Annotated in this window: 22 protein-coding genes and 1 pseudogene; 14 read left to right on the top strand and 9 right to left on the bottom strand. The window is 71.5% G+C overall.

The window, feature by feature from the left end; genetic code table 11:
• The first annotated feature begins 28 nt into the window (after positions 1-28).
• Positions 29-736 carry a GntR family transcriptional regulator gene (locus tag ACIQM3_RS12810; protein ID WP_401622919.1) on the top strand — a complete coding sequence of 236 codons (708 nt, stop codon included), beginning with the start codon at positions 29-31 and terminating at the stop codon, positions 734-736.
• Between the two features lie 197 nt (positions 737-933).
• Positions 934-2,445, top strand: coding sequence for a Na+/H+ antiporter NhaC (nhaC, locus tag ACIQM3_RS12805; protein WP_401622916.1), 1,512 nt, complete (start codon positions 934-936; stop codon positions 2,443-2,445).
• Positions 2,446-2,463: 18 nt separating this feature from the next.
• Here nhaC and ACIQM3_RS12800 read toward each other — a convergent pair whose 3' ends face one another.
• Positions 2,464-3,696 (bottom strand): MFS transporter, encoded by a 1,233-nt coding sequence (locus ACIQM3_RS12800; RefSeq protein ID WP_401622913.1) that lies wholly within the window; start codon positions 3,694-3,696, stop codon positions 2,464-2,466.
• Between the two features lie 202 nt (positions 3,697-3,898).
• Here ACIQM3_RS12800 and ACIQM3_RS12795 point away from each other — a divergent pair, with 202 nt between their 5' ends.
• Positions 3,899-4,450 carry a hypothetical protein gene (locus ACIQM3_RS12795; protein ID WP_401622910.1) on the top strand — a complete coding sequence of 184 codons (552 nt, stop codon included), beginning with the start codon at positions 3,899-3,901 and terminating at the stop codon, positions 4,448-4,450.
• A gap of 124 nt (positions 4,451-4,574) precedes the next feature.
• On the opposite strand, the gene ACIQM3_RS12790 is transcribed toward ACIQM3_RS12795, so the two are convergent.
• From ACIQM3_RS12790 to ACIQM3_RS12775, 4 genes are read right to left on the bottom strand one after another with little or no spacing between them, the layout of a single operon-like run.
• On the bottom strand, positions 4,575-5,180 hold the full coding sequence (locus ACIQM3_RS12790) for a DNA-binding response regulator (protein ID WP_401622907.1): 606 nt from the start codon (positions 5,178-5,180) through the stop codon (positions 4,575-4,577).
• Positions 5,177-6,397: a sensor histidine kinase gene (locus ACIQM3_RS12785; RefSeq protein WP_401622904.1), complete on the bottom strand. Its 1,221-nt coding sequence runs from the start codon at positions 6,395-6,397 to the stop codon at positions 5,177-5,179. The genes ACIQM3_RS12790 and ACIQM3_RS12785 overlap by 4 nt, the downstream gene beginning before the upstream one ends.
• Before the next feature lie 48 nt (positions 6,398-6,445).
• Positions 6,446-7,261, bottom strand: coding sequence for an ABC transporter permease (locus tag ACIQM3_RS12780; RefSeq protein ID WP_401622901.1), 816 nt, complete (start codon positions 7,259-7,261; stop codon positions 6,446-6,448).
• Entirely contained in the window at positions 7,258-8,229 is a 972-nt protein-coding gene (locus ACIQM3_RS12775; protein WP_401622898.1) for an ABC transporter ATP-binding protein, read from the bottom strand. Before ACIQM3_RS12775 ends, ACIQM3_RS12780 begins: the two co-directional genes overlap by 4 nt.
• Positions 8,230-8,486: 257 nt before the next feature.
• Here ACIQM3_RS12775 and ACIQM3_RS12770 point away from each other — a divergent pair, with 257 nt between their 5' ends.
• Complete coding sequence (locus tag ACIQM3_RS12770) at positions 8,487-10,700, top strand: HelD family protein (protein WP_401624331.1); 2,214 nt, start codon at positions 8,487-8,489, stop codon at positions 10,698-10,700.
• A gap of 363 nt (positions 10,701-11,063) precedes the next feature.
• Positions 11,064-12,071 (top strand): MarR family transcriptional regulator, encoded by a 1,008-nt coding sequence (locus ACIQM3_RS12765; RefSeq protein ID WP_401622895.1) that lies wholly within the window; start codon positions 11,064-11,066, stop codon positions 12,069-12,071.
• A 1-nt stretch (position 12,072) separates the two neighbouring features.
• Here ACIQM3_RS12765 and ACIQM3_RS12760 read toward each other — a convergent pair whose 3' ends face one another.
• The 3 genes from ACIQM3_RS12760 to aac(3) all read right to left on the bottom strand — a co-directional run bounded on the left by ACIQM3_RS12760 (position 12,073) and on the right by aac(3) (position 14,620).
• On the bottom strand, positions 12,073-13,155 hold the full coding sequence (locus ACIQM3_RS12760) for a tyrosine-protein phosphatase (protein WP_401622892.1): 1,083 nt from the start codon (positions 13,153-13,155) through the stop codon (positions 12,073-12,075).
• A gap of 121 nt (positions 13,156-13,276) precedes the next feature.
• Positions 13,277-13,645 (bottom strand): hypothetical protein, encoded by a 369-nt coding sequence (locus tag ACIQM3_RS12755; RefSeq protein WP_401622889.1) that lies wholly within the window; start codon positions 13,643-13,645, stop codon positions 13,277-13,279.
• A gap of 96 nt (positions 13,646-13,741) precedes the next feature.
• A complete protein-coding gene (gene aac(3), locus ACIQM3_RS12750) occupies positions 13,742-14,620 on the bottom strand; it encodes an aminoglycoside 3-N-acetyltransferase (protein WP_401622886.1) in 879 nt (292 codons plus the stop codon).
• A 294-nt stretch (positions 14,621-14,914) separates the two neighbouring features.
• Between aac(3) and ACIQM3_RS12745 the strand changes: the two genes are divergently transcribed.
• The 7 genes and pseudogenes from ACIQM3_RS12745 (at position 14,915) to ACIQM3_RS12715 (ending at position 21,103) form a co-directional block, all read left to right on the top strand.
• Positions 14,915-15,574 carry a hypothetical protein gene (locus ACIQM3_RS12745; protein ID WP_401622884.1) on the top strand — a complete coding sequence of 220 codons (660 nt, stop codon included), beginning with the start codon at positions 14,915-14,917 and terminating at the stop codon, positions 15,572-15,574.
• A gap of 115 nt (positions 15,575-15,689) precedes the next feature.
• Positions 15,690-17,072 carry an ATP/GTP-binding protein gene (locus tag ACIQM3_RS12740; protein ID WP_401622881.1) on the top strand — a complete coding sequence of 461 codons (1,383 nt, stop codon included), beginning with the start codon at positions 15,690-15,692 and terminating at the stop codon, positions 17,070-17,072.
• Positions 17,026-17,646 (top strand): RloB family protein, encoded by a 621-nt coding sequence (locus ACIQM3_RS12735; protein ID WP_401622878.1) that lies wholly within the window; start codon positions 17,026-17,028, stop codon positions 17,644-17,646. Before ACIQM3_RS12740 ends, ACIQM3_RS12735 begins: the two co-directional genes overlap by 47 nt.
• Before the next feature lie 162 nt (positions 17,647-17,808).
• Positions 17,809-19,488: a cellulase family glycosylhydrolase gene (locus ACIQM3_RS12730; RefSeq protein ID WP_401622875.1), complete on the top strand. Its 1,680-nt coding sequence runs from the start codon at positions 17,809-17,811 to the stop codon at positions 19,486-19,488.
• A gap of 88 nt (positions 19,489-19,576) precedes the next feature.
• On the top strand, positions 19,577-20,203 hold the full coding sequence (locus ACIQM3_RS12725) for an ankyrin repeat domain-containing protein (RefSeq protein WP_401622872.1): 627 nt from the start codon (positions 19,577-19,579) through the stop codon (positions 20,201-20,203).
• Entirely contained in the window at positions 20,200-20,487 is a 288-nt protein-coding gene (locus tag ACIQM3_RS12720) for a hypothetical protein (RefSeq protein ID WP_401622869.1), read from the top strand. Before ACIQM3_RS12725 ends, ACIQM3_RS12720 begins: the two co-directional genes overlap by 4 nt.
• Before the next feature lie 29 nt (positions 20,488-20,516).
• Positions 20,517-21,103: pseudogene (locus ACIQM3_RS12715) on the top strand (cysteine hydrolase family protein).
• Between the two features lie 52 nt (positions 21,104-21,155).
• On the opposite strand, the gene ACIQM3_RS12710 reads toward ACIQM3_RS12715, so the two are convergent.
• The gene (locus ACIQM3_RS12710) at positions 21,156-21,518 is read right to left on the bottom strand and encodes a hypothetical protein (protein ID WP_401622866.1); all 363 of its coding nucleotides are present in this window, start codon (positions 21,516-21,518) and stop codon (positions 21,156-21,158) included.
• A 164-nt stretch (positions 21,519-21,682) separates the two neighbouring features.
• On the opposite strand from ACIQM3_RS12710, the gene ACIQM3_RS12705 reads away from it, so the two are divergent.
• The gene (locus ACIQM3_RS12705) at positions 21,683-22,276 is read left to right on the top strand and encodes a dihydrofolate reductase family protein (protein ID WP_401622863.1); all 594 of its coding nucleotides are present in this window, start codon (positions 21,683-21,685) and stop codon (positions 22,274-22,276) included.
• Positions 22,277-22,322: 46 nt separating this feature from the next.
• Positions 22,323-23,282 (top strand): non-homologous end-joining DNA ligase, encoded by a 960-nt coding sequence (gene ligD, locus ACIQM3_RS12700; protein WP_401622860.1) that lies wholly within the window; start codon positions 22,323-22,325, stop codon positions 23,280-23,282.
• The last annotated feature ends 57 nt before the right edge of the window (positions 23,283-23,339 follow it).

Genomic DNA, 23,339 nt, shown 5'->3' with positions numbered 1-23,339 from the left:
ACTTTGCCGGTCGAAGGAGGCAGTGCCCGTGAGCGAGACCCTGCAACGCGGCCTTGCCGTCCAGATCGCCGAAGTGCTGCGCGAACGGCTGCTCAGCGGCCGCCTCGGACCGGGCACCCGGATCAACGAGGTGGTGCTCGCCCGGGAGCTCGGAACCAGCCGGGGCCCCCTGCGCGAAGCGGTACGTCAACTGGTCAGCGAGGGCCTGCTCGTGCACACCCCCAACAGGGGCGCCACGGTCTTCGCGGCCGACCCCGACGACGTAGCGGCCCTGTTCGAGCTCCGCACGGCGTTGGAGACGGAGTCCGCCCGGCTCGCCGCCGAGCGCCGTGACGACAAGGACGTGGCCGCGCTGCATGCGGCCTGCGCCCGCGCGCGGAAGACCATCCAGGGCGGCCGGCGCCTCGTGCACCGGCTGGATCTGGACTTCCACCGGACCCTGACGGACACCGCGCGCAGTCCCCGGGTCGCGGAGCAGCTGTGGCGTGTGCAGCAGCAGATCATCCTGCTGCGCAGTCCGCTGGATGTTCCGCCGACCCACACGGCCGACTCCCTGGACGATCACGAGGAGATCGCCGCCGCAGTGGCGGACGGTGACGGAGAGCGCGCTGCCACGCTCATGCGGCTCCATCTCGACCGCGTACGGGTCCAGATGGCGGCCTCGGCCGCGGAACGGTCGGCGGCCGCCGACCGCGCGGCGTCGGTCTCGGCGCCGGGTTCGCCGACCGGCGGCTGACCCACACCGGGGGAACCCCCTCGGCGCCCGTACCCCGTACCGCCCGGGCACACATCCGCATGCCTTACGCCGCATGACCTGGCCCCCTCCGGACGTCTCGGCACCCTCCGGCCGGCACGGCTGCCCCCTCAGCCGTCGGCCGCCCCCTCCTGCCCCACCGACCGGCCCGGCCCCAGCCGAGCACTGGAGTACCCGAAATGACCGACCCCTCCACCGTGGCGGCGCCCCCGCGCGAACGTCGTACCCCCGGGCTGTTCGTCGCCGCGCTGCCCGTCGTGCTGATGCTGGCCCTGATGATCACGGGCACCGTGTGGCTCGGCCTCGACCCCGTGGTCCTCCTCGTCGCGGCCTGCGTCGTCGCCGGCGCCATCGCGCTGTGGCTCGGTGTCACCTGGGACGAGATGCTCGCCGGTATGCGGTCGAAGATCGACGCCGCGATGCCCGCACTGCTGATCCTCATATCCATCGGCATGCTGATCGGCACCTGGACGCTGAGCGGCACGATCCCCATGATCGTCGACTGGGGACTGAAGTCCATCCAGCCGTCGTGGATCGTGGTGCTGGCGTTCCTGATCACCATGGTCGTCTCGACGGTGACCGGCACCTCCTGGGGAGCCGTCGGCACGGTCGGTGTCGCACTGATCGGGGTGGCCGGCGGTCTCGGTGTGTCCCTGCCGATGACGGCGGGCGCCATCATCTCCGGCGCCTACTTCGGCGACAAGATGTCCCCGATGTCGGACACCACCAACCTGGCCCCCGCGGTGGCCGGTTCGACTCTCTTCGAGCACATCCGCCACCTCCTCTACACGACGGGCCCGGCCGCGGTCCTGGCCGGCATCCTGTACCTGGTCCTGGGCCGCACCCAGCACGCCGACGGGCAGGCCGCCCAGCGCACCGAGGCCCTGCAGGACGTGCTGGAGCAGGGGTTCCACTTCAACCTGCTGCTTCTGCTGCCGCCGGCCGTCGTGCTCCTGGGCGCGGTCATGAAGAAGCCTCCGCTGCCGACCATCATCGCCTCGTCGGCGGTCGCGGGAGCGCTGGGCGGGATCTTCCAGGGCTTCTCCCTCCAGCAGATCTGCTCCGCCGCCTCGACGGGCTTCACCTCGTCGATGCTGAGCGGCCACGGAGGCATCGACCCCCAGCACCTGTCCGAAGCGGCGGACACGCTCCTCAACCGCGGCGGCATGTCGTCCATGGCGACGACGATGCTGATCGGTCTGGCCGGTTTCGCCTTCGCGGGCATCCTGACGGTGACCGGCTGTCTGGACGTCCTGATGCACCGACTGCTCGGCAAGGTCCGCAGGACGGGCGGGATCATCCTCGCCACCGCGCTGAGCTCCGTGGCGACGGCGCTCGCGATGGGCGTCTCGTACCTGACGATCATCGTGCCGGGCCAGGCGTTCCGGGACGTCTACCCGGAGCGTGGGCTCGCCCCGAAGAACCTGTCGCGCACCCTTGAGGACTCCGGCACGGTCTTCGTCCCGCTGGTGCCGTGGACGGAGGCGGCCACCTACATGTCCGCGACCCTGGGTGTCGCCACCATGGCGTACGCCCCTTACGCCTTCCTGAACTACTTCGGCGTGATCATCGCGGTGATCTGCGGCTACACCGGATTCGGCATCGCCCGCCAGGAGCCGGTCCGCCGGAGCGCCGAGGAAGCGGTGCCGACCGCCGCCCAGGCGGAGGAGCCCGTCGTCGTACGCAGTTGAACGGCCGGGCGCTCGCGGCTACTTGTCCGTCGCGGGCTCCTGGTCGTGGGAGGGCGCGGGTGCCGGGGCGGGGGCCTTCGTGCGGCGGGTGCCGATGGCCGGGGCGAGGAAGACGGCCACGGCGACGAACCCGAGGACGACGATCATGGCGGACCGCAGCCCGTAGTGGTCGCCGAGGAAGCCGAGCACGGGCGGCCCGACGAGGAACGCGACGTAGCCGATCATCGCCACCAGGCTGACGCGGGCCGCCGGGTCGGGGCCCGAGTCACCGGCCGCCGAGAGGGCGACGGGGAAGCCGAGCGAGGCTCCCAGGCCCCAGAAGAGGACCGCCGCACCGGCGAGGACGGGCGAGTCGGCGAAGATGACGAGGGCGAGTCCGAGGGCCGCGGACAGCGCGCTGGCCCGGACGACGGGGGCGCGCCCGAAACGGTCGAGGAAGAAGCCGCCGCAGAAGCGGCCGAGCGTCATGGCGGCGGCGAAGCCCGCGTAGACGGCCGATCCCAGGGCGGGGTCCATGCCGTGGCCGTCGACCATGAGCAGAGGCAGCCAGTCGTTGGCGGCGCCCTCGGCCAGTGCCATCGCGAGGATGATGCCGCCGATCAGCAGCAGGCGGCGGTCCTTCCAGACCGCGGGGCGGGCCGGTGCGGTGCCGCCCTCGGAGCGCCGGGCGCCCCTCGTCCTGCCGACGCCGGCGGGGACGGAGCGGAAGGCGTACGCGAACATCCCGGCCGCGGCCACGGCCACGGCGGTCAGGTGCCACGCCACCGGGATCTCGACGGCGGTGCACAGGATGCCGAGCGCGGCTCCCACGACGGTGCCGAGGCTGAAGAAGCCGTGCAGCGTGGGCAGCACCGTGCGGCGGGTGATCTGCTCGACCTCCGCGCCGTCGATGTTGACCGCCACCTCCGCGCCGCCCATCCCGGCGCCGGAGAGGAACAGCCCGGCCGTGACGGTGGGGGCGGAGGAGAACAGGGCCCCGCAGCCGATGACCGCCAGGCCGGCGATGACCAGCACCGTGCCCACGCCCATGACGGGCCGGGTGCCGAACCGTGCGACCAGTGGCCCGGAGCTGAGGATGCCGAGCATGGAGCCGACGGAGAGACCGAAGAGCACGAGCCCCATCTGGGCGGTCGATGCCCCCAGTTGGTCCCTGATGTCAGGTGTCCGCGTCACCCAGGAGGAGATCGAGAGGCCGGGTATGAGGAAGAAGAAGAACAGTGCCGCTCGGCGGCGACGTGTGGCCAGGTCCATCGGTGACGCGCTCTTTCAGGAGTGCACGGCCGGGCGGACGCCGCCCCCCGGATGAGTATGTACAAACGTACACTCCACTGAGGAAGCCCTCCAGGCCGTTCGTTCGGAACAGGCACGCACAACCAGGTGGAGGAGCCGGCTGAACGGGAGCGGCGCGAGGCAGTGAAGAAGAGCCGGCCGGCCCCGCGACAAGGGACGAGCGATGACATTGCATTCCGATGTGGCCGAGTTGCTGGCAGGGGCCGGTATCGACGACGTGGACGTCGACGATGCCGTCGCGGACGAGCACGTCCGGTCATCCGCCTACCAACGCGTCGTCTCGGTGACCGCTTCCTCGCGGAGCCGCGACCGGGACCGCGCCATCGTGGCCACGATCCTGCGCGACCCTCACGGGATGGGGTCCAGGACGGCGGTGGTCGCCCTGGTGGACAGGATCGCGACGCAGATGACCGGTCCTGCCGAGTTCCGGAGGTGGTCGGCCGAACTACTGCCGGAGATCGACCGGCTCACGGCGGAAGGACACCGCGGGTTCATTCGCCGCCGCATCCACGACTGGCTGTTCTACCTGTCCGTCAAGGACGGTCAGATTTCGACACCGGCCGAATTGGCGAAGGTCACGGACTGGATGCAGCGCGTGCTCGCGGAGGAGTCGACGTCGCTCGCGGTACTCGCTCTCCTGGCCGAGTCAGGCAGCAGGAAGAAGACACGGAACATCGCGAAGGACCGAGCCCGAAGCCGCAAGCTGATGCCATGAGTCGGCAGCGGCGATCGGCAGACGCGCCGACACGTCCGGACCGGCCCGGCGGTTCTGCTTCCTCGGCGGCACGGGCGAGGCGTTCGACCCGGTCGCGGCGCCGTCACGTCGACTGCGATCCCCTTCAGAGCCAGCCGTGCTCGCGGGCGATGCGGGCGGCGACGTGCCGGTTCTCCGCGCCGAGCTTCATCGCCGCGGCCGAGAGGTAGTTGCGGACGGTGCCGCTGGACAGCGAGGCGCGGGATGCGATGTCCGCGACCGGGGCCCCGTCCTCGGCGTACGACAGGAGTTCCGCCTCCCGGGGTGTCAGGGGCGATTCGCCGGCGGCGATGGCGTCGGCCGCGAGTTCCTGGTCGACGTAGCGGCCGCCGGTGTGGACGGTCCGGATGATCTGAGCCAGTTGCTGCGCGGAGACCGTCTTGGGCACGAAGCCGCGCACCCCCACGCTCAGCGCGCGCTTCAGGGCTCCTGCCCGGGCGTGGCTGGTGACGATCATCGCGGCGCATCCGGGCACGGCGGCGCGCAGCTGGTCGGCGACCGCCACGCCGTCGAGGCCGGGCATCTGGAGGTCGAGGACGGCGACGTCGGGGCGGTGCGCCGTCGCCATGGCCAGGGCCTCGTCACCGGTCGCGGCCTGTGCGACGACGGCGATGTCGTCCTCCAGGGTGAGGAGGGAGGCGAGCGCGCCCCGGATGAGGTGCTCGTCGTCCGCCAACAGGACCCTGATCATTCGGCTTCCTCCCAGGGGATGCGCGCGGTGAGGCGGAAGACTCCGCCGGAGTGCTGCTCGAAGGCCAGCGTGCCGTTCAGCGCGGTCAGGCGCTCTTTCAGTCCGGCCAGGCCTGTGCCGGTGCCGGGTTCCGCTTCGGACGCGCCGTCGTTCTCCATCACGAGCAGGGCCGTGGTCGGAGCCGCGGTGCGCAGGGACATGGTGCAGCGGGACGCGCCCTGCGCGTGGCGGAGCACGTTCGTCGTCGCCTCGCGCACCACCCAGCCGAGAGCCGACTGCACATCGGTGGGCAGACGGTCGGCGGGTCCGTACTCGATGCGGCAGTCGATGCCCGCCGCCTCCAGGACGGAGCGGGCTCCGGCGAGTTCGGTGTGGAGGTCGGCGGTGCGGTAGCCGCGGACCACCGAGCGGATCTCCCGCTGGGACTCCCGTGCGATGTTCTGCACCTCCTCCATGTGGTCGACCGCCTCGGGCCGGCCGCGCCGTGCGAGCTGTGCGGCGAGTTCGCTCTTGAGCGCCACGACCGCGAGGTTGCGGCCGAGTACGTCGTGCAGGTCGCGGCCGAAGCGCAGGCGTTCCTCGGCGACGGCCAGGCGTGCCTGCGTCTCGCGGGCGGCCACCAGTTCCTCGACGAGCCGGACGCCCCAGCCGGAGGCCAGGGAAGCGGCGGCCATGAACGGCACCATGACCGCGGTCGCGCCGATGAGGAGCACCAGGGCCTCGCCCGTCAGCCCCGCCACGGCCGCCCCTGCCAGGGACGCGACCGACACGACCGCCACGAGGGCCGCCCCCGCGCGAGGTCCGAGCCCCAGCACGGGTGGCCCGGCGTAGAACATCAGCAGCCACAGCATGAAGGCCGTCAGGTCGCCGTCCTCGATGCGGCCGGACGACAGCAGCACGCATCCCCATGCCGCTATGGCCAGGGTCACGGCCGTGTACACCACCACGAGCAGGTGGGGCCGTGGGCCGAGGGCGAGGTAGTGGTAGAGGGCGGAGCGCCACAGCAGGAGCTGGACCCCGGCGTGCGCCAGGCCCAGCACCATCACGGTCACCGGCACCAGCACGCCGAAGTCGCCCCGCACGACCCAGATCGTCCACAGCCCCACCTCGCAGACGGACATGAAGCCGACGCTGCTCACCGCGTAGCGGCGGTAGCGGCTGGGGCCGTCCGGGCCGCCGAGCCTCTCCACCCAGTCCTCCACGCTCATGGTGCTCATGGTCCCCAACTTCCTCGTCCGTGCGCCGGCGTGCTCCGGGACGCGCTGTCAGCCGCGCGGACCCCAACGGAACCACTGCCGCACTCCGAGGGCCGCCACACCTGTCCAGGCCAGGGCGGCGAGCAGCAGGCGGATCTGGTCCACGCCGCCGAGGCTGCCCGTCCAGCCGCCCTGCAGGAGGTCCATCACCGGCGAGAAGGGCAGCCAGGCGCTGATGTCGCCGGCCACGCCCGGCAGCACGCCACGCGGTACGAACATCCCGGAGCCGACCATGCTCACCAGCCAGAACGGCAGGAAGGTCAGCTGCGCGCTCTCTGCCGTCCGGGTGACCGCGGCCGTCAGGGCGCTCGCGGCCACGAGCATCGCCACACCCACCAGCAGGCCGAGGACCACCAGGTGCGGTGCCGCGGGTGCGGGTGCGTCCAGGACCACCGTCAGGCCGATGATCAGCAGTACGCACTGCACCAGTGCCAGCATCAGCGCGGGGAGCGCTCCGCCCGCGAAGATCTCCCAGTCGCGCACCTCGCCCGTGCGCAGCCGCTTGAGCACGAGGCTCTCGCGGCGCGTGACGTACACACCGACCAGATTCGAGTAGACGGAGAAGATCAGCGCCAGCCCCAGCGAACCGGGCAGCAGGACGGTGGCGATCGACAGGCCGGTGCCGCCCAGGTCCAGGCCCTTCACCATGCCCCGCATCGAGAAGGCCGTGACGGCCGGCACGAGGAGTGCGGTGACCAGCGCGGCCCTGCTGCGCAGCAGGAGTGTCAGCTCCGCGCGGCCGAGGGCGGCCAGCCGGGCGGCGGTGCCGCTCCGCGCGGGCGGCGCGGTCGTCTCCGGTCGTGTCACGCTCGCGGTCGTCGTCATCGCGTCTCCCCGTTCCCGGTGTTCCCGGTGTTCCCGACGTTCTCGAAGTCCTCAAAGTCCTCGAAGCCCTTGGCGATCTCCATGAAGGCCTCCTCCAGCGATGCGGAACGCGCGTCGAGCGCGTGCAGCGCGACGCCCGCGTGGTGGGCCCAGGTGAGCAGTTCGGTGGTCGTGCGCTGGAGGTCCCGGGTCTCCAGCCGCACGGTCCCTCCCTCGTCGGAGTGCCGGGTCACGCCCATCGGCGCGAGCGGCGGCAGTTCGCCGAGGAAACGGTCCTGGGGCAGCTGGAAGCTGATCCGGGAGGGGCGCTCGGCCACCACGTCGGCCACCCGCCCGGTGGTGGCGATCAGCCCCTGGTGCATGATCGCCAGCCGGTCGGCGAGCTGCTCGGCCTCCTCCAGGTAGTGCGTGGTGAGGAGCACGGTCGTGCCCTGGGCCTTGAGTTCGCGGATCAGCTCCCAGGTGTCCCGGCGCGACTGGGCGTCCAGCCCGGTCGTCGGCTCGTCGAGGAACAGCACCTCGGGCCGGCCGAGCAGAGCCAGGGCGAGGTCGAGGCGGCGGCGTTCGCCGCCGGAGAGCTGCTTGACCCTCACCGCGCGCCGGTCGGACAGCCTGGTCAGTTCGAGGGCCTCGTCGGCGGGGCGCGCGCCGGTCGTGCAGCCCGCCCACATCCGTACGGTCTCCAGGACCGTCAGCTCCGGCGGGAAGCCGCCCTCCTGGAGCATCACCCCGATGCGGTGGCGCACCGCCGTCCGGTCGTGGAACGGGTCATGGCCGAGCACCCGGACGGTCCCGCCGGTGGGGGTGTCCTGCCCCTCCAGGAGTTCGAGCGTGGAGGTCTTGCCCGCGCCGTTGGTCCCCAGCAGGGCGAAGAGCTCTCCGCGGGCGACCGTGAAGTCGATGCCGCGTACGGCCTCGAAGCCCCGATAGCTCCGTTTCAGTCCGATGGTTTCGATGACTGCGTTCATGTCCTCCACACTCCCGGCGACAGAGGCCGGACGGCAGTGCGGTGTGTCATCGGGTCCGTATGACGCCTGTCATGGGGACGCATGACAGGCGTCATACCGCCGAACACAGGAAATCCCCGTTCCGGAATTGCGGAACGGGGATTTCCTCACGTATATTCAGTGGTTCTGTGTGCCCACAGAAAAGGCCCCTCACCGGGGGCCACTAGAAACACCATATCCGGCAGGGAGCGATTTTGTCAACTCGCGGAAACGTCGAATTGCAGAAGGAGCAGGAATTCATCGACCGGCTCTACGACCGTGTCGACGAGCTGCGCGGGGTCACCGCTCAGCGTGTCGAGGACGCGTTGACCCCGGTGGGGAACGGCCTGCAGGCCCGGCTCGAACGTGACGTGCTCGTGTCCGAGCGTTCCGGACTGCTGGCCGCCCTGAATGCGGTGGACGGTTCGCTGTGCTTCGGCCGGATCGATCTCCGCGACGGCACCGCGCACCATATCGGCCGTATCGGAATTCGTGAGGACGACACCGAGCACACGCCCCTTCTGATCGACTGGCGGGCACCGGTCGCGCGCCCCTTCTATCTCGCGACCGGGCATACGCCGATGGGGCTTCGCCGGCGCAGACACCTCACCACCGAGGGCCGCACGGTCACCGAGCTGCACGACGAGATCCTCGACCTGGGGGACGACGAGCGCACCGGCTTCGAGGACCCGAGCGGCGACGCCGTGCTGCTCGCCGCGCTGAGCTCCGCCCGCACCGGCCGCATGGGCGACATCGTGCGGACCATCCAGGCGGAGCAGGACCGCATCATCCGCGCCCCGCACCATGGGGTGCTCGTCGTCGAGGGCGGCCCCGGGACCGGCAAGACGGCGGTCGCGCTGCACCGAGCCGCGTTCCTCCTGTTCGAACACCGTGAGCTGCTGGCCAAGCGCGCGGTCCTGGTCGTGGGCCCCAACCCGGCCTTCCTGCGCTACATCGGCGAGGTCCTGCCCGCGCTCGGCGAGACCGGCGTCATGCTCGCCACCCAGGCCGAGCTCTTCCCGGGGGTCCACGCCCGCGCCACCGACACCCCCCGCGCGGCAGCCGTCAAGGGCGGTGCGGGGATGGCCGAGGCCCTCGCCCTCGCCGTACGCGACCGGCAGGGTCTGCCCGAGCCCGGCGCACCCATGGTCATCCCGCACGACGACGGGGACCTGATCCTCGACTGGGAGATCGCCTACGAGGCACGGCAGTCGGCCCGCGAGACCAGGCTGCCGCACAACCTCGCCCGCCCGTACTTCACGTTCCAGGTGATCGACGCGCTCACCAGGCAGCTCACCGAACGCATCGGCGCCGACCCGTACGGCGGCCCCAACTTCCTTGGCCCGGACGACGTCGCCCAGCTCGGCAAGAGCGTCGCCACCAGCGAGGAGGTGCACGCGGCGGTCGGGGAGCTGTGGCCGCTGCTCACCCCTGAGGACTTCCTCGCCGACTATCTGGCCGAGCCGGTGTACGTACCGGACGAGGACGCGCAGGCCATCCGGCGCGCCCCCGGCGACAGGGAGTGGACCCCGGCCGATGTGCCGCTCCTCGACGAGGCGGCCGAGCTGCTCGGGTCCGACGACAGCGCCGAGCGGGCCGCCGCCGAGGCGGAGCGCCAGGAGCGGGTCGCCTACGCGCAGGGTGTCCTGGAGCTGTCCCGGGGCTCGGAGACGTACGAGTTCGAGGACGAGGAGGAGTCCGAGATCCTCGCCGCCCACGACATCATCGACGCCGAGCGGATGGCGGAGCGGCACGAGGAGGCCGACCACCGCAGCGCCGCCGAGCGCGCGGCCGCCGACCGCACCTGGGCGTTCGGGCACATCATCGTCGACGAGGCGCAGGAGCTGTCGCCGATGGCCTGGCGGCTGCTGATGCGCCGGTCGCCGACCCGCTCGCTGACCCTGGTCGGTGACCCGGCGCAGACGTCCGAGGAGGCGGGAATCGGCTCGTGGGAGAGGATCCTGGAGCCGTACGTCGGCGACCGCTTCGAGCATGTGCGGCTGGGGGTCAACTACCGTACGCCCGCCGAGATCATGGAGCTGGCCGCCAGGGTGATACAGGCCGAGGACCCGTCCTTCGAGCCGCCCGGATCGGTGCGGTCCACCGGCGAGACCCCGTGGACGCGGGACGCCGGTGCGGATCTGGCGGGCGCGGTGGCGCGGGCCGTCGAGGAGCTGACGCCCGAGGAGGGGCGCCTCGCGGTGATCGCGCCGCGCGAGCTGCACGACGAGATCGCGGCCCCGCTCGACGGGATCACGCCGGGCGCCGAACCCGACCTCACCCGCCCCGTGGTGCTTCTGGGCCCGCGTGAGGCCAAGGGGCTCGAATTCGACGACGTGCTGGTGGTGGAGCCCGGGAGGTTCGGGACGAGCGACCTGTACGTGGCACTGACCCGCGCCACGCAGCGGCTGGGCATCGTCCACCGGGAGGAGCTACCCGAGTCGCTGCGCTGACGGGCACTCCGGCCCGCCTCGGCGCTCGGAGCTCGGGACCCGGGATCCGAGCGCCGGGGCGGGCCTGTTCACACTTTCGGGGTCCGGAATCAAGGCTTCCGCCCGGCGCCCGAGCTTCGGGATCCGGGCGTCGGGATTCGAGGGCCGGGATTCGAGCGATGCCTTTAACCGGTAGGGAAAGAGGGGGGTTTGGGAAAACCTCCCCGACCTCCCTGACCCGCCACGGCCAGCAAGTATGACTAATCGTGACCGACTTGCGGCGCAGCGTGGCGACTGCTTACGGTGCGAGAACCAAACGACCCCGACGCGGTGTTAGTCGCACCAGGCCGGGGTCTGACCGCAAGATCGACCGAAAGCGATCCCGTGGCTACCCAGCACCCTAACTTCGCCCTGCGCACCCCCGCAGCCTCGCGCCCGTACCCGATGGCCAAGCCCGGTTACGGAAAGCGCGCCATGCCTGACCAACGCCCGCGCACCGCTGACGACTTCGCCCTGCTGCCCGCCCGCGAGCGGCACATCGCCGGGTTCATCGACCAGCTCCCCGACGGCGCCTCGATGGACGTCAAGAGCCTCGCCAAGCAGCTCCCGCTGTACGGCCAGCAGGCCGTCGGCTCGGCCCTGAAGGCTTTGGCGACCGCCGGATATCTGCGCCGCGTACGGTGCCTCGTCGGCGAGCAGGGGCAGGTCCGCTGGGTCTCGCGGACCTTCTGGTCACGCACGGCCCGCGACAACGAGTGGTGGGCGGCCACCGAGGTCACCCCGGCGGCCACCGCCGCGCAGCCCTGCGTCCTTGCGGAGACCCCCGCACCGCCGGAGCCCGCCCCTGCCGCGCCCGTGGTACCCGTGGTGCCTGCCGCGCCCGTGGTGCCTGCCGCGCCCGTCGTGCCCGCGCAGCGGGTCGCGGCCTCCGCCGAGCTCTCCCCCGCCTATCTCGCGCTGGCGCGGCTGGGTCGCGTCGACTCCCGCCTGACGCTGTCCGCCGCCGACTGCGCGGTCCTGGAGTCCCTGGCCGCCGCGTGGTTCGACCGTGGCGTGGACGCCGACTACCTCACGCAGGCCCTCACCGCCGGGCTTCCGGAGCGGGTCGGCTCCCCGGTCGGTTTGGTGCGCCGCCGCCTCACCGACAAGCTCCCGGCGCACGTGCCCGCCGCCCCCGCGCCGCCCGCACCGGGTGCGCGCGTACACCGCGTGATGCTGGAGTGCACGAAGTGCGGCACCCCGGGCCGCCCGGAAGCCCTCCCCGACGGCCTCTGCCGCCCGTGCCGCCTGCCGGACGCGGACGCGGCGCCCGGGGTGCCCGTGGGGCGGCCGAGCGAGGAGGACGTGCGGGCGTTCACCGCCGGGCTCAGGGACCTGCTCAGGTCGCCCTGACTCAGCCCACCAGCAGGTCCCGCTTCAGCTCACGGATGTCCTTGGCGTCGAGGCCGAGCGCCTTCTTCTCGTACGCGCGGAACGACCCGAACTCCTTCCCGACCTCGTCGAAGCCGGAGTTGAGGTACTCGGGGCGCACGTCCAGCAGGGGCTTGTACACCGCCGCCTGCTCGGCCGGCATCGAGGCGAGGGCCGCCGCGTTGGCCTCGGCGCGGTAGTCGTTGGAGGCCAGGTAGTCCTCCATGACCGTGGAGCGCGGGACGCCGAGCGCCGTGAGCAGGGCCGCGTTCGCCCAGCCCGTGCGGTCCTTGCCCGCCGTGCAGTGGAAGACGACGGCACGCGAGTCCTCGTCCACGATGCCGCCGAAGACGGTCCGGTACGCGGCCTTGGCGGTGTCGCCGCCGACCATGAACTTCTCGCCCTCGACCATCATCGCGACGCCCTCTTCCGGGGTCGTCGGCATCTCGGTGAAGGCCGGTGACCCCGCCAGCACGTCGGCCACGACGTGCGTGGCACCCGCCGGGACGCGGTCGGGCGCGGCGGAGCGCTCGGACTCCGTGCGCAGGTCGTGGACCGTACGGATCGACAGCCGCCGCAGCTTCGCCAGATCGGCGGTGGTCAGCTTGTCCAGGGCGTCGGCGCGGTAGATCTCGCCCATCTTCACCCAGTGGCCGTCGGCGGTGCGGTAGCCGCCCGCGTCACGGAAGTTGACCGATCCCTCGAGCGCGACGAGCCGGTCGGCGAGGCGCAGGGAGCCGCCGCGCTCGGGCACCAGGTCGAACCACTGCCGGTCGGCGGCGGGCAGCCCCCGCACGGTGACCTTGCCGGTCGCACCGCCGGAGGCCACCGTGCGCCCGTTCGCCTTGACGGCGACGCGGCGTATGCCGGGCGCCTTCCACTCCACCGTGTACGAGCCGTCGTCCGACGCCGTGACCTCGGCCTGCGTGAACGGGATGCGCGCGTGCGATCCCTGCGCGGGACCGGCGGGGGCGCCGTGCGCCGAGACGGCGGGAGCGGTGATACCTACGAGGAGCGCGGCGGCCAGGGCGCAGGAGGAGGCCTTTACACGAGTCATGTGCGTCATGAGGTGATCGTCGGAGGGCCCGACGTGTGCTGCCGTAATGGCTGGTGAACACAGCCGGAAGGCAAACCGAACACCACGTTCCGCCGCGCGGCGGGTGTGGTGCGGAAGCACGCCCCCCCTGCTAACGGCCCGTCAGGCCGTGGAATGCCGTGAGGACCAGCACGATGCCGCTCGCCCAGAGCGTGACCGCCCCGGCCAGGGCACCCCTCGCGGCGGGAAGACCGGTGGGTCGGTCCCGCAGCGTGGCGACCGTCCAGCCGCACACGGCCCCCGCCACCGGGAGACCGGTGATCAGCAGGGCGCTCCGCTGCAAGGCCCGCTTCGTCTCGTGGTTGGCCTGCCAGTCGGTGGCGCTCTTGTGCTGGAGCGCGTCGGTGGCGCCGTACCAGAGCATGATCACGAGGGGGAGCAGCAGAACGGCCGTGACGACGAGGTCGGTGACAACCTTGCGCCGCGTGCGCCGCGCGGTGTTCGTGCCGGCGTCGGTCATCCGGACAGGATGCGCGGAGCGAGCGCACGGCACCACCCGTATGCGTACTCATGCGGTGGCCGACCGAGCGAGCGGTCCGTCGCCCGAGCAAGGCCTCTACCGGGCGCCGCCCAGTCTCTCCTGGATCCACTCGACACCGAAGCGCACGACCTCCTCGGCCTCGAAGAGGAGACTGTCGGCGGCGCCGACCCCGCCCCGGCGACCGATCCCGGCGGCCAGCATGTCCCGGGCGATCGTCTCGAACGGGTCCTGGCCGTCGGGCGTGACGGCAGAGTAGTCGAAGGCCCCCTCCGACGAGTCGATGTCCCGGAAGTGACGCCAGACGCGCCGCCCGCCGCTGTCCAGGACCGGCTGCTCGTACTCCACGAACCGCTTGCCCGGTGCCTCGGCGAGCGCCTCGGCGTGGTGCAGGAGAGTGAGGGTCTCCAGCGGTGCCCCCAACATCAGCACCCGCCCGCCCAGGGCGACCAGCCGGGCCAGCGGACTGCCGGGTCCGTGCGGGTCGTCCCACGGGTGGTCGGCCATCAGCTCGACGGCGGCCGCACCGAGTGCGGCGCAGCTCACGTCGGGGTGCCGGCTACGGACGGCCCCGGGCCACCGGCGCAGCGCCTCGGGGAGGCGTCCGTTGTCATGGTCCGCCTCGCTCAACTCAGGTTCGTACGCCGGATGTTCTGCGTGTACGGCGTCCCGCCAGGTCTGCGGCCAGGCGGCGAAGTCGTACGGCAGGGCGTCGTTCCAGCCGCAGGTCACCATCAGGGTCCCCCGCTCCCCCACGACGTCCCGCAGGGCGCCGATGAGGGTCCGGGGGCCGCCGGACACGTAGCCGATGGCGGACAGCCGGGTGTGGAACATGACGGTGTCGCCCTCGGCGAGACCGAGCGCCGTCAGATCGCGGACGAGCCTGCCACGCGTGACGGGGCCGTCGGCGCGCGCGAGAAGGGCGTCCTGGTTCGGGGGCGGTTCGGGTGCGGTCACTTGTTCACTCGGTCCGTCTTCGTGAAGTGAGCGGTACGGGAGAGCACTTGGGCTGCGCCCAGAAGGTACCAGTGGTCCACGTGGCCGCCTGCGGGGCGCGGACGGCGCGGTGCGGGCCCGCTTCCGTGGCGTAACACGGCCCCCGGCGACCGTTCCGTTCCGGCTCCGTGCCGATCCCGACCGCTTGGCGCGTCCCGGGAACCGCGTCGCGCGATTCGGCCGTCCTCACGCCCGAACTGCCGCGCGGGTCACAACGGGTGCCGTGCGGAACACGCCACGTATCCAAGGAGCAGCATGACCGCCCACGGCAGTACGAGCCCCCGTAACAGCCGCCCCGGTTCCCCGTCGACGCGCGGCACTCGCAGGGTTCTCCGGGACTGCGCGAAAGGCGTCCTGATCCTCACGGTCGCGCTCGGTGCCGCCACGGCCTGCGGTCCGGAGTCGGACAGCGGCAGCGGGTCGCCGAAGGGGGGCAGCCAGAAGTCCAGGGACTGGAAGGTCGGTGACTGCGCGGGCCCGGACACGAGCCAGTCGAAGGACGGCTTCCAGGGCCTCGACTGCGACGACCCGAAGGCGACGATCAAGGCGCTCGCGGTGAAGGACGGCGAGATCTTCGCCGGGGCCGTCGAGTGCCCGGCCGGGACCGACGAGATCATCTCGGTGAAGGTGTCCTTCGGCGGGGACGCCGCCACCAGCGGCATCCCCAGCAAGACCATCTGCGGCCGCAACCTCTCCGGCGACCACCCCGGGGACGCGGGCGCGGGCGGCGGGCAGCTCGTGGTGGGCGACTGCGTGAGCGACGAGGCGAAGGAAGTGCCCTGCGCGAGCGGCGGGAACAAGGTCCTCGCCCTGACCAAGACCGCCGAGGAGTGCCCGGCGAACGCCGACAACCCGATCGAGCTCTTCCCGAGCCCGGGACGCCCGTACGACGCGATCTGCACCAGCAAGGCCTGACGCGACAGTCCGCTGGTCTTTCACCTCCGGGTGCGGGACCGGCGGCGTCCCACCTTCGGGTGACCCCCCTCCTCGACCGACCGATATTCCCTGGATCAGGTTGCCAGCTCCCTGTATGCGCGATTCACTTGCGCATGAGCCCCAGGAATCGCCGAAGGGAGGACTTACCGTGCTACTCAATTTCAGGGTCGCGAATCACCGCTCGGTCCGGGAGGAGCAAGAGCTCCAGTTCCATCCGGCCTACGACACGGACCGGCCGCCCGGCACCGACTGGCAAGCCGTGCCGGTCGCCGGTCTCTTCGGCGCCAATGCCGCCGGTAAGTCGAATCTCGTCGGCGCACTGGAGTACATGGCCTGGATGGTCGTGAACTCCCATCGCGACGCGGAACCCGACGGCGGCGTCACCCGCACCCCGTTCCGGCTGGACGCCACCGCGACTGACGAACCTTCGTGGTTCGTCGTGGACCTGCTGCTTCTCGGCATTCGCTATACCTACGGGTTCAGCGTGGACGACGAGAAGATCCTGGACGAATGGCTCTACAGCTACCCGCACGGGAAGAAGAGAAAGATCTTCGAACGCCCGTCGGGTGATGTGGAGCCCGGCGACTCGCAGGCGAGGCGAGAGCTCGAACTCGTCGAGAACATCACCGAACCCAACGTCCTGTTCCTGACGATGGCCGCGCGCTCCAGGCAGGCGGATTTCCGCCCGGTCTACGACTGGTTCCTACGCGATCTGAAATTCGGCCGGCAACGGCCCCGGTTCGGCAGCGCCCTGGGTCCTGACGTGAGCCGAATGCTGGAGGCGCCGGAGCAGTACCCCGAGCTGATGGCCCTCCTGCGCGCGGCCGACCTCGGCATCGAAGAAGCCGGAACGGAGCGAGTCCTCATGGACGAGGATGCGCTGCGACAGCGGTACGGTGGCCGCGTTCCCACCTTCCTCCGCACCAGGCTGGACGAAAAGGGCCCCGAAGAACTCACCCGCCCCTGGCTCGGACACCGCGGTCGCGACGGCATCGTGCGGATGGAACTGAGCGAACAGTCCGCGGGCACCAAGGCGCTTCTGGAACAGGCGCCTCGATTCATGTCGGTCCTTCGCAGCGGCGGCACATTCATCGTGGACGAGATCGATTCCAGCCTGCATCCCCTGCTCACCGCACAGCTGGTCGGGCTGTTCCAGAACCCGGCGACCAACCCGCACGGGGCACAGCTGATCTTCACCACGCACGACGCGAGCCTGCTGGGCCGCGCGGACGGGGAGGCCATCCTGAAGCGGGACCAGGTGTGGTTCGTGGAGAAGAACCAGTACGGGGAGACGGAAGTGGTTGCCCTGTCGGAATTCAGACCGCGTCTCGGGGAAAACCACGAACGGCGCTATCTAGGCGGCAGTTACGGCGGCGTACCGTTCATCGACGACAGCTTCGCCAAGGCATTGGCGGGCCGGGGGGACCACCATGGCGAGGGCACCGAAACCGAGTGGCCGGAAGCGCCCCACCTTTGAATCGCGGCTCGGCAGGAAGACGGAACACCGTACTGCCAGGCAACGCCTGCTCGTCGTCTGCGGAGCCGAGGTGACAGAGCGGGACTATCTTCAGGGGCTCAAGGCGGCCGCAAGGAACCCAGCCGTTTCGGTCAAGATCATCGAACGCCCCAAGGCGCCTTCCCAGGTCGTCGCGCACACGGCGAAGCTGCTGGAGGCGGCCGACGGCGACTACGACGGGGCCTGGTGCGTTCTCGACGTCGACCAGTTCACAGATATCGGCCGCGCCGTAACGGACGCGGGTCGCAACGACATCGGCCTCGCGTTGTCCAACCCGTGCTTCGAACTGTGGCTCCTCCTCCACTTCACCGAACATCGCAGCCACGCGCCGACCTGCACCCACCTGCTGCCCTACCTGGACAAGTACGTGCCTGGCACGTACAGCAAGACGGATCTCGACTTCCGCCATTACAAGGAAACCTGGCGCGAAGCAGCCCGTCGCGCCAAGGGGCTCGCCCCGGAGGGCTCGGAGCCGACGACCAATCCCTCCACAGGCATGTGGCGGCTCGCCCTCGCCATCGGAGGTCCGGAGTAGGCCGGGACGTTCGCATCCGTTTCACCCCTACCGACGGGCCGACGCACGGCCCGGAGGCCGAAGTGCGCGCGATCTCTTGACGTGCCCCTGCCGGGGTGGTTTTTATGGGAGCGCTCCCACGTCACCTGATGTTCGCGTTCCGGCACCCACCTTGGAGTCGCAGTGAGATCAGCAACGAATACGGCACGGAAGAGCCCCTTAACCGTCCTACTGAAGGGCCTGGCCGCGCTTCTCGGCGTCGTCCTGCTGGGCGCGCTCGGCCCGGCCGCGGCGCAGGCCGCGCCTGCGCGGGCGGAGGCCGCGGCCACCGGCCTGCACATCAGCGACGGCCGTCTGCTGGAAGGCAACGGCAACGACTTCGTCATGCGCGGCGTCAACCACGCGCACACCTGGTACCCGGGCGAGACGCAGTCGCTGGCCGACATCAAGGCCTTCGGCGCGAACACCGTCCGCGTCGTCCTCTCCGACGGTCACCGCTGGACGAGGAACGGCCCCGACGAGGTCGCGGGCATCGTCGAGGACTGCAAGGCCAACCGGCTGATCTGCGTCCTGGAGGTGCACGACACCACCGGTTACGGCGAGGACACCGCTGCGGGCACCCTGGACCACGCGGCCGATTACTGGATCAGCCTCAAGGACGTCCTCGCGGGCCAGGAGGACTACGTCATCATCAACATCGGCAACGAGCCCTGGGGCAACACCGACCCCGCAGGCTGGACCGCGCCGACGACCGCCGCCGTCCAGAAGCTGCGCGGCGCCGGATTCGCCCACACGATCATGGTCGACGCACCCAACTGGGGCCAGGACTGGCAGGGCGTCATGCGCGCCAACGCCCAGGCCGTGTACGACGCCGACACCACCGGCAACCTGATCTTCTCGATCCACATGTACAGCGTCTACAACACGGCCCAGGCGGTCACCGACTACCTGAACGCCTTCGTCGACGCCGGACTGCCGCTTCTCATCGGTGAGTTCGGCGGCCCCGCCGACCAGTACGGGGACCCGGACGAGGACACCATGATGGCCACCGCCGAGCAGCTCGGCCTCGGTTACCTGGCCTGGTCCTGGAGCGGCAACACCGACCCGATCCTCGACCTGGCGATCGACTTCGACCCGAGCCGGTTGAGCTCCTGGGGCGAGCGCATCTTCCACGGTGCGAACGGCATCGCCCAGACCTCCCAGGAGGCCACCGTCTTCGGTGACGGCGGCGACCCGGACGACACGCAGGCCCCGACCGCCCCCGGCGCCCCGGCCGCCTCCGCCGTGACGGCCACGTCGGCCACCCTGACCTGGGCGGCGGCGTCCGACAACGTTGCCACCACGGGCTACGACGTCGTCCGCGTCAGCGGTGGCACCGAGACCACGGCCGCCTCCTCGACGACCAACAGCGTCACCGTGACCGGCCTCACCGCCGGTACGGCGTACCAGTTCGCCGTCTACGCCCGCGACGCGGCGGGCAACCGCTCGGCCCGGTCCGCCACGGTGAGCGTCACCACCGACGGGAGCGGACCCACGCCGGGCGTGGGCTGCTCCGTGGGCTACCGGGTGATCGGCGACTGGCCCGGCGGGTTCCAGGGCGAGATCACCATCCGGAACACCGGCACCGGCGCCGTCAACGGCTGGAACCTCGGCTTCACCTTCGCCGACGGCCAGACCGTCTCCAACATGTGGGGCGGGACGCCCACGCAGAGCGGTGCGACGGTCAGCGTGGCCCCCGCCGGATACACGGCCTCGATCGCCGCGAACGGCTCGGTCACGGTCGGCTTCACCGCCACCAGGAGCGGCACCAACACCGCCCCGACCGCCTTCACGCTCAGCGGCAGCACCTGCACGACGGCCTGACCCAGGCCGCGCCGCCGGCCGGCAGGGGCCCCACCCCCGGCCGGCCGGCTCCCTTCCCAGCGAACCGGGCTTCCGCCATGATCACGAAATGCAGACCGACAGCAGGGCGGAACAGCTGGTCCAGGCCGCGGAGGACGGCGACGTGGCCCTGGTGACCCGGCTCCTCGACGCCGGCGTACCGGTCGATGCCCACGGGGCGGAGAGGCGTACGGCCCTGGACCTCGCGGTGCGCCACGGCCGCGGTGAGGTGGCCCGCCTCCTGGTGGCCGCAGGGGCCGATCCGGAGCAACCGGCCGGTGAGTGGGGGGAGCTGAACATCCTGACCCTGGCGGCGGCCTTCAGCAGGACGGACATCGCGCGCGTCCTGCTCGACGCCGGCGCGCACCCGGACACCCGGTGCCGGATCGGCTTTCCGCTCCTGATGGCCTCCTCGTCCGCCGTACCCGGCCCGTGCCGGGAGATCGTGGATCTGCTGCTGGACCGCGGGGCCGACATCGACCTGCGGCTGAGGGACCTCACCAGCCTGGAGTGGGCCGTGTGGTTCGGCCTCGCGGACATGGTGCGTCATCTGCTCCACCGGAGCGCGGAGCCCTCCGCCACGGCCATGAAGCTCGCGCACGAGCGGATCCGGCGCTTTCCGGAGACCCGGCGGGACTGCGAGCGCGTCATCGAGGCGCTGCGCGCGGCCGGCGCCCCTGAGAGGATGGGCCCGTGATCCGCGACCTGTACAACGTGCACACCGTGGGGCCCGTGCCCGACCCCACCCCGCTGACGTCCGACGAGGAACAGCGGGCCAGGGCCACCCTGTTCACCGAGCTGGGCAACGCTGTCGCCGATCGCGGCTGGACGCGCTTCCCCGCGTACAGCCCCGAGGAGCGCCGGCGGCTCGTCGCCGTCGGCCGCATGCTGAGCGAGCACTGGGGCATCCCCGTCACTGTCGAGGCGGAGGACGCGTGCGCCATGCGCCTCTCCCTGGCGGGCCACGCCCTGAGCGCCTGAGGGCGGAGCCGCCGGGCCATCATGACCCCATGACCTCTCACGCAACACCCCCGCAGGCACTGCTCGTTGTCGACGTACAGCGGGCGTTCGTCCGTGGCGACGGCGCCCTGCCCGAGGCCGCGCGCCTCGTGGACCGGACGGCGGGCCTGATCGCGCGGGCACGGGCGGCCGGGGCGCTCGTCGTGCACGTCCAGAACGACGGAGCGGCCGGTGCGGACGACGAGCCCCACACCGCCGGCTGGGAGCTCCACCATCCCGTCGAGGCGGGGCCCACGGAAGTGGTGATCCGCAAGACCCACGACGACGCGTTCCAGGAGACCTCGCTGGAAGCCCTGTTGACCGCGTCCGGGGTGCGGTCGCTCGCCGTCTGCGGCCTGATGTCCGAGATGTGCGTGCAGGCGACGGCACGTACGGCCGTGGCGCTCGGCTACCGGGTGGCCCTGCCCCACGACGCCCACGCGACGTACGACATCCCGGCGGAGCCCCGGATCAGCGCGGCGGTTCCGGCCGCCGCGGTCTCGCGGGTCGCGGCCTGGCCCCTCAGCCGGAGGCCGACGTCACCATCCGTGCGGCGGACGTGGCGTTCGCGGCGGCGCCTTCGCCCGCCGGCTCCTGAACTCCCCTTCCGGGCGGACTCCGTCCCCACCCGGTGTTCCGGCAGGCGGCGGTCACCCGTCGCCGTCGATCCTGCTGACCACGCGTCGGAGCTCACGGGCCCCGCTGGGCGACAGCGCCCCCATCACGGTGTCGAGGAGCTCCCGCGCCTCCAGCGGATCACCGCAGCAGTCCCAGTGGGTGTCGCCCAGCTCGTGGTCGCGCCACAGCACCCGCAGCGACTGCCGCCTGTGCCGCTTCCACGTACGCACGGCCTCGCTGACCTCGCCGGGCGCGAGGTAGTTGCGGCTCAGCTCCAGGCGGGTGATCTCGGCGAGCGTGCGTGAGGAGAGCCCGTCGATGACGGTGCTCGTGCCGTCAGGCCGGCGACGGTACGCCCGGCCCCTTCGGAGGTGTCCTGACCGGCTACGCGGCATGGACCTTTCGGTTCGTCGTCATGGCGGTCATGGTGGCATGCGTACGCGCGTTCGTGCCCGTCATTTTCGGCGCCCCAACTCATGCGCGGACAGCACCGATTACTTCCCCGCGGTGCGGCAGTCTTCATGGCAGTGGATCCGGAGCGGAAAGAGGAGCGAGAGCCGTGCGCATCGTCATCAATGAGTTCATGAGCCTCGACGGCGTCGTTCAGGCGCCCGGCGGGCCCGAGGAGGACACCGACGGCGGCTTCACGCAGGGCGGCTGGACCCATCCGTACTTCGACGAGGTGGTGGGCGGCGCCTTCGACGCCGCGCTGAAGGAAGCCGACGCCCTGCTCTTCGGACGCCGTACGTGGCAGAACATGGCCGGGGCGTGGCCGGAGCGGGCGGGCGACCCCTTCGCCGACCGGATGAACTCCATCCCGAAGCACGTCGTCTCCAGCACCCTGGGGGACGACAAGCTGACGTGGACCAACACCACCCGTATCCCCGGCGACTCGGCCGTCGCCCGCATCCGGGAGCTGCGCGCGGCCGAGGGCCGCGACCTGCTGGTCATGGGGAGCCCCACGCTCGCGCGGACCCTGCTGCACGAAGGCCTCGCCGACGAGCTGCGGCTCCTGATCATGCCGGTGATCGTCGGCGGCGGTAAGACGATCTTTCCCACCGACGGTGCGCTGCGCCCGCTCGAACTGGTGTCGACGGTGATCAGCGGCACGGGCGTGCACGTGTGCACCTACCGGGCCGCCGACCAGGCGTAGAGAGTGTCCGCGGGCCCGGCGGCGTCACCGCTGAGAAGCTGCTTCCATGGCCTCTCTGCCCCGGTTCGCTCCCATGCTCGCCACCCGCGGCCACCTGCCGTCGGCCGCCGTCGACGAGCAGTGGGCGTACGAGGTGAAGCAGGACGGCCAGCGCGCCATGGTCTATCTGCCGGGGGACGGATCGGTCGAGCTGCTGGCCAGGTCCGGGGCCGTCATCACCCCCGCGTATCCGGAGCTGGCCGCGCTCGGTCCCGCGCTCGGCGGCGTACCGGCGGTGCTGGACGGCGAGATCGTCGCCCTGGACGACCAGGGGCGCAGCGACTTCGAGCGGCTGCAGTCGCGGATGGGGCTCTCCGGATCGCCCGCGAAGGCCGCCCGCATGGCGCAGCGGGTGCCGGCGCACCTGGTGCTGTTCGACGCCGTCTTCCTGCGGGACCGGAGCCTCGTGCCGTTGCCCTACGCCGAGCGCCGGGCGGCGCTGGAGGAGCTCGCGCTGAACGGACCACGCTGGTCGACGCCCTCGGTGGTCGTGGGGCACGGCGAGGAGGCCCTCACCATGACCCGGGAGGCCGGGCTGGAGGGCGTGATCGCGAAGCGGCTGACCTCGGTGTACGAGCCGGGGGTCCGCGCCCGTACGTGGATCAAGATCCGCCACGCCCGCACGCTGGACGTGATCGTCGGAGGCTGGGTACCCGGGCGCGGACGGCTGGGCGGCCTGCCGGGCGCGCTGCTGGTCGGCGAGCGGCACCCGGGCGGTCTGCGCTACGCGGGCAGCGTCGGGACGGGATGGAGCGACGCCGAGCGGACCAGGCTCGCTGAACTGCTCCGTGTCGCCGCGGTCGACACGTGCCCCTTCGACGAGACGCCACCGGTGGCGGGGGCGCGCTGGGTGCTGCCTCGGCTGGTCGGCGAGGTGCGGTACTCGACGCGGACGAAGGCGGGGAAGCTGCGTCAGCCCTCCTGGCACCGGCTCCGCCCGGACCTGGCGCCCGACGACATCGGGTGACGTGCCCGGCGCCACCGCCCGATGCCGCGCGGGTGCCGGGACCGGCCGCCGCCCGGT

The sequence above is a fragment of the Streptomyces sp. NPDC091271 genome (assembly GCF_044757505.1).
Taxonomy (GTDB): domain Bacteria; phylum Actinomycetota; class Actinomycetes; order Streptomycetales; family Streptomycetaceae; genus Streptomyces.
The sequence above is the reverse complement of the archived record's forward strand: the minus strand, read 5'-3'. Positions and strand labels throughout refer to the sequence as shown.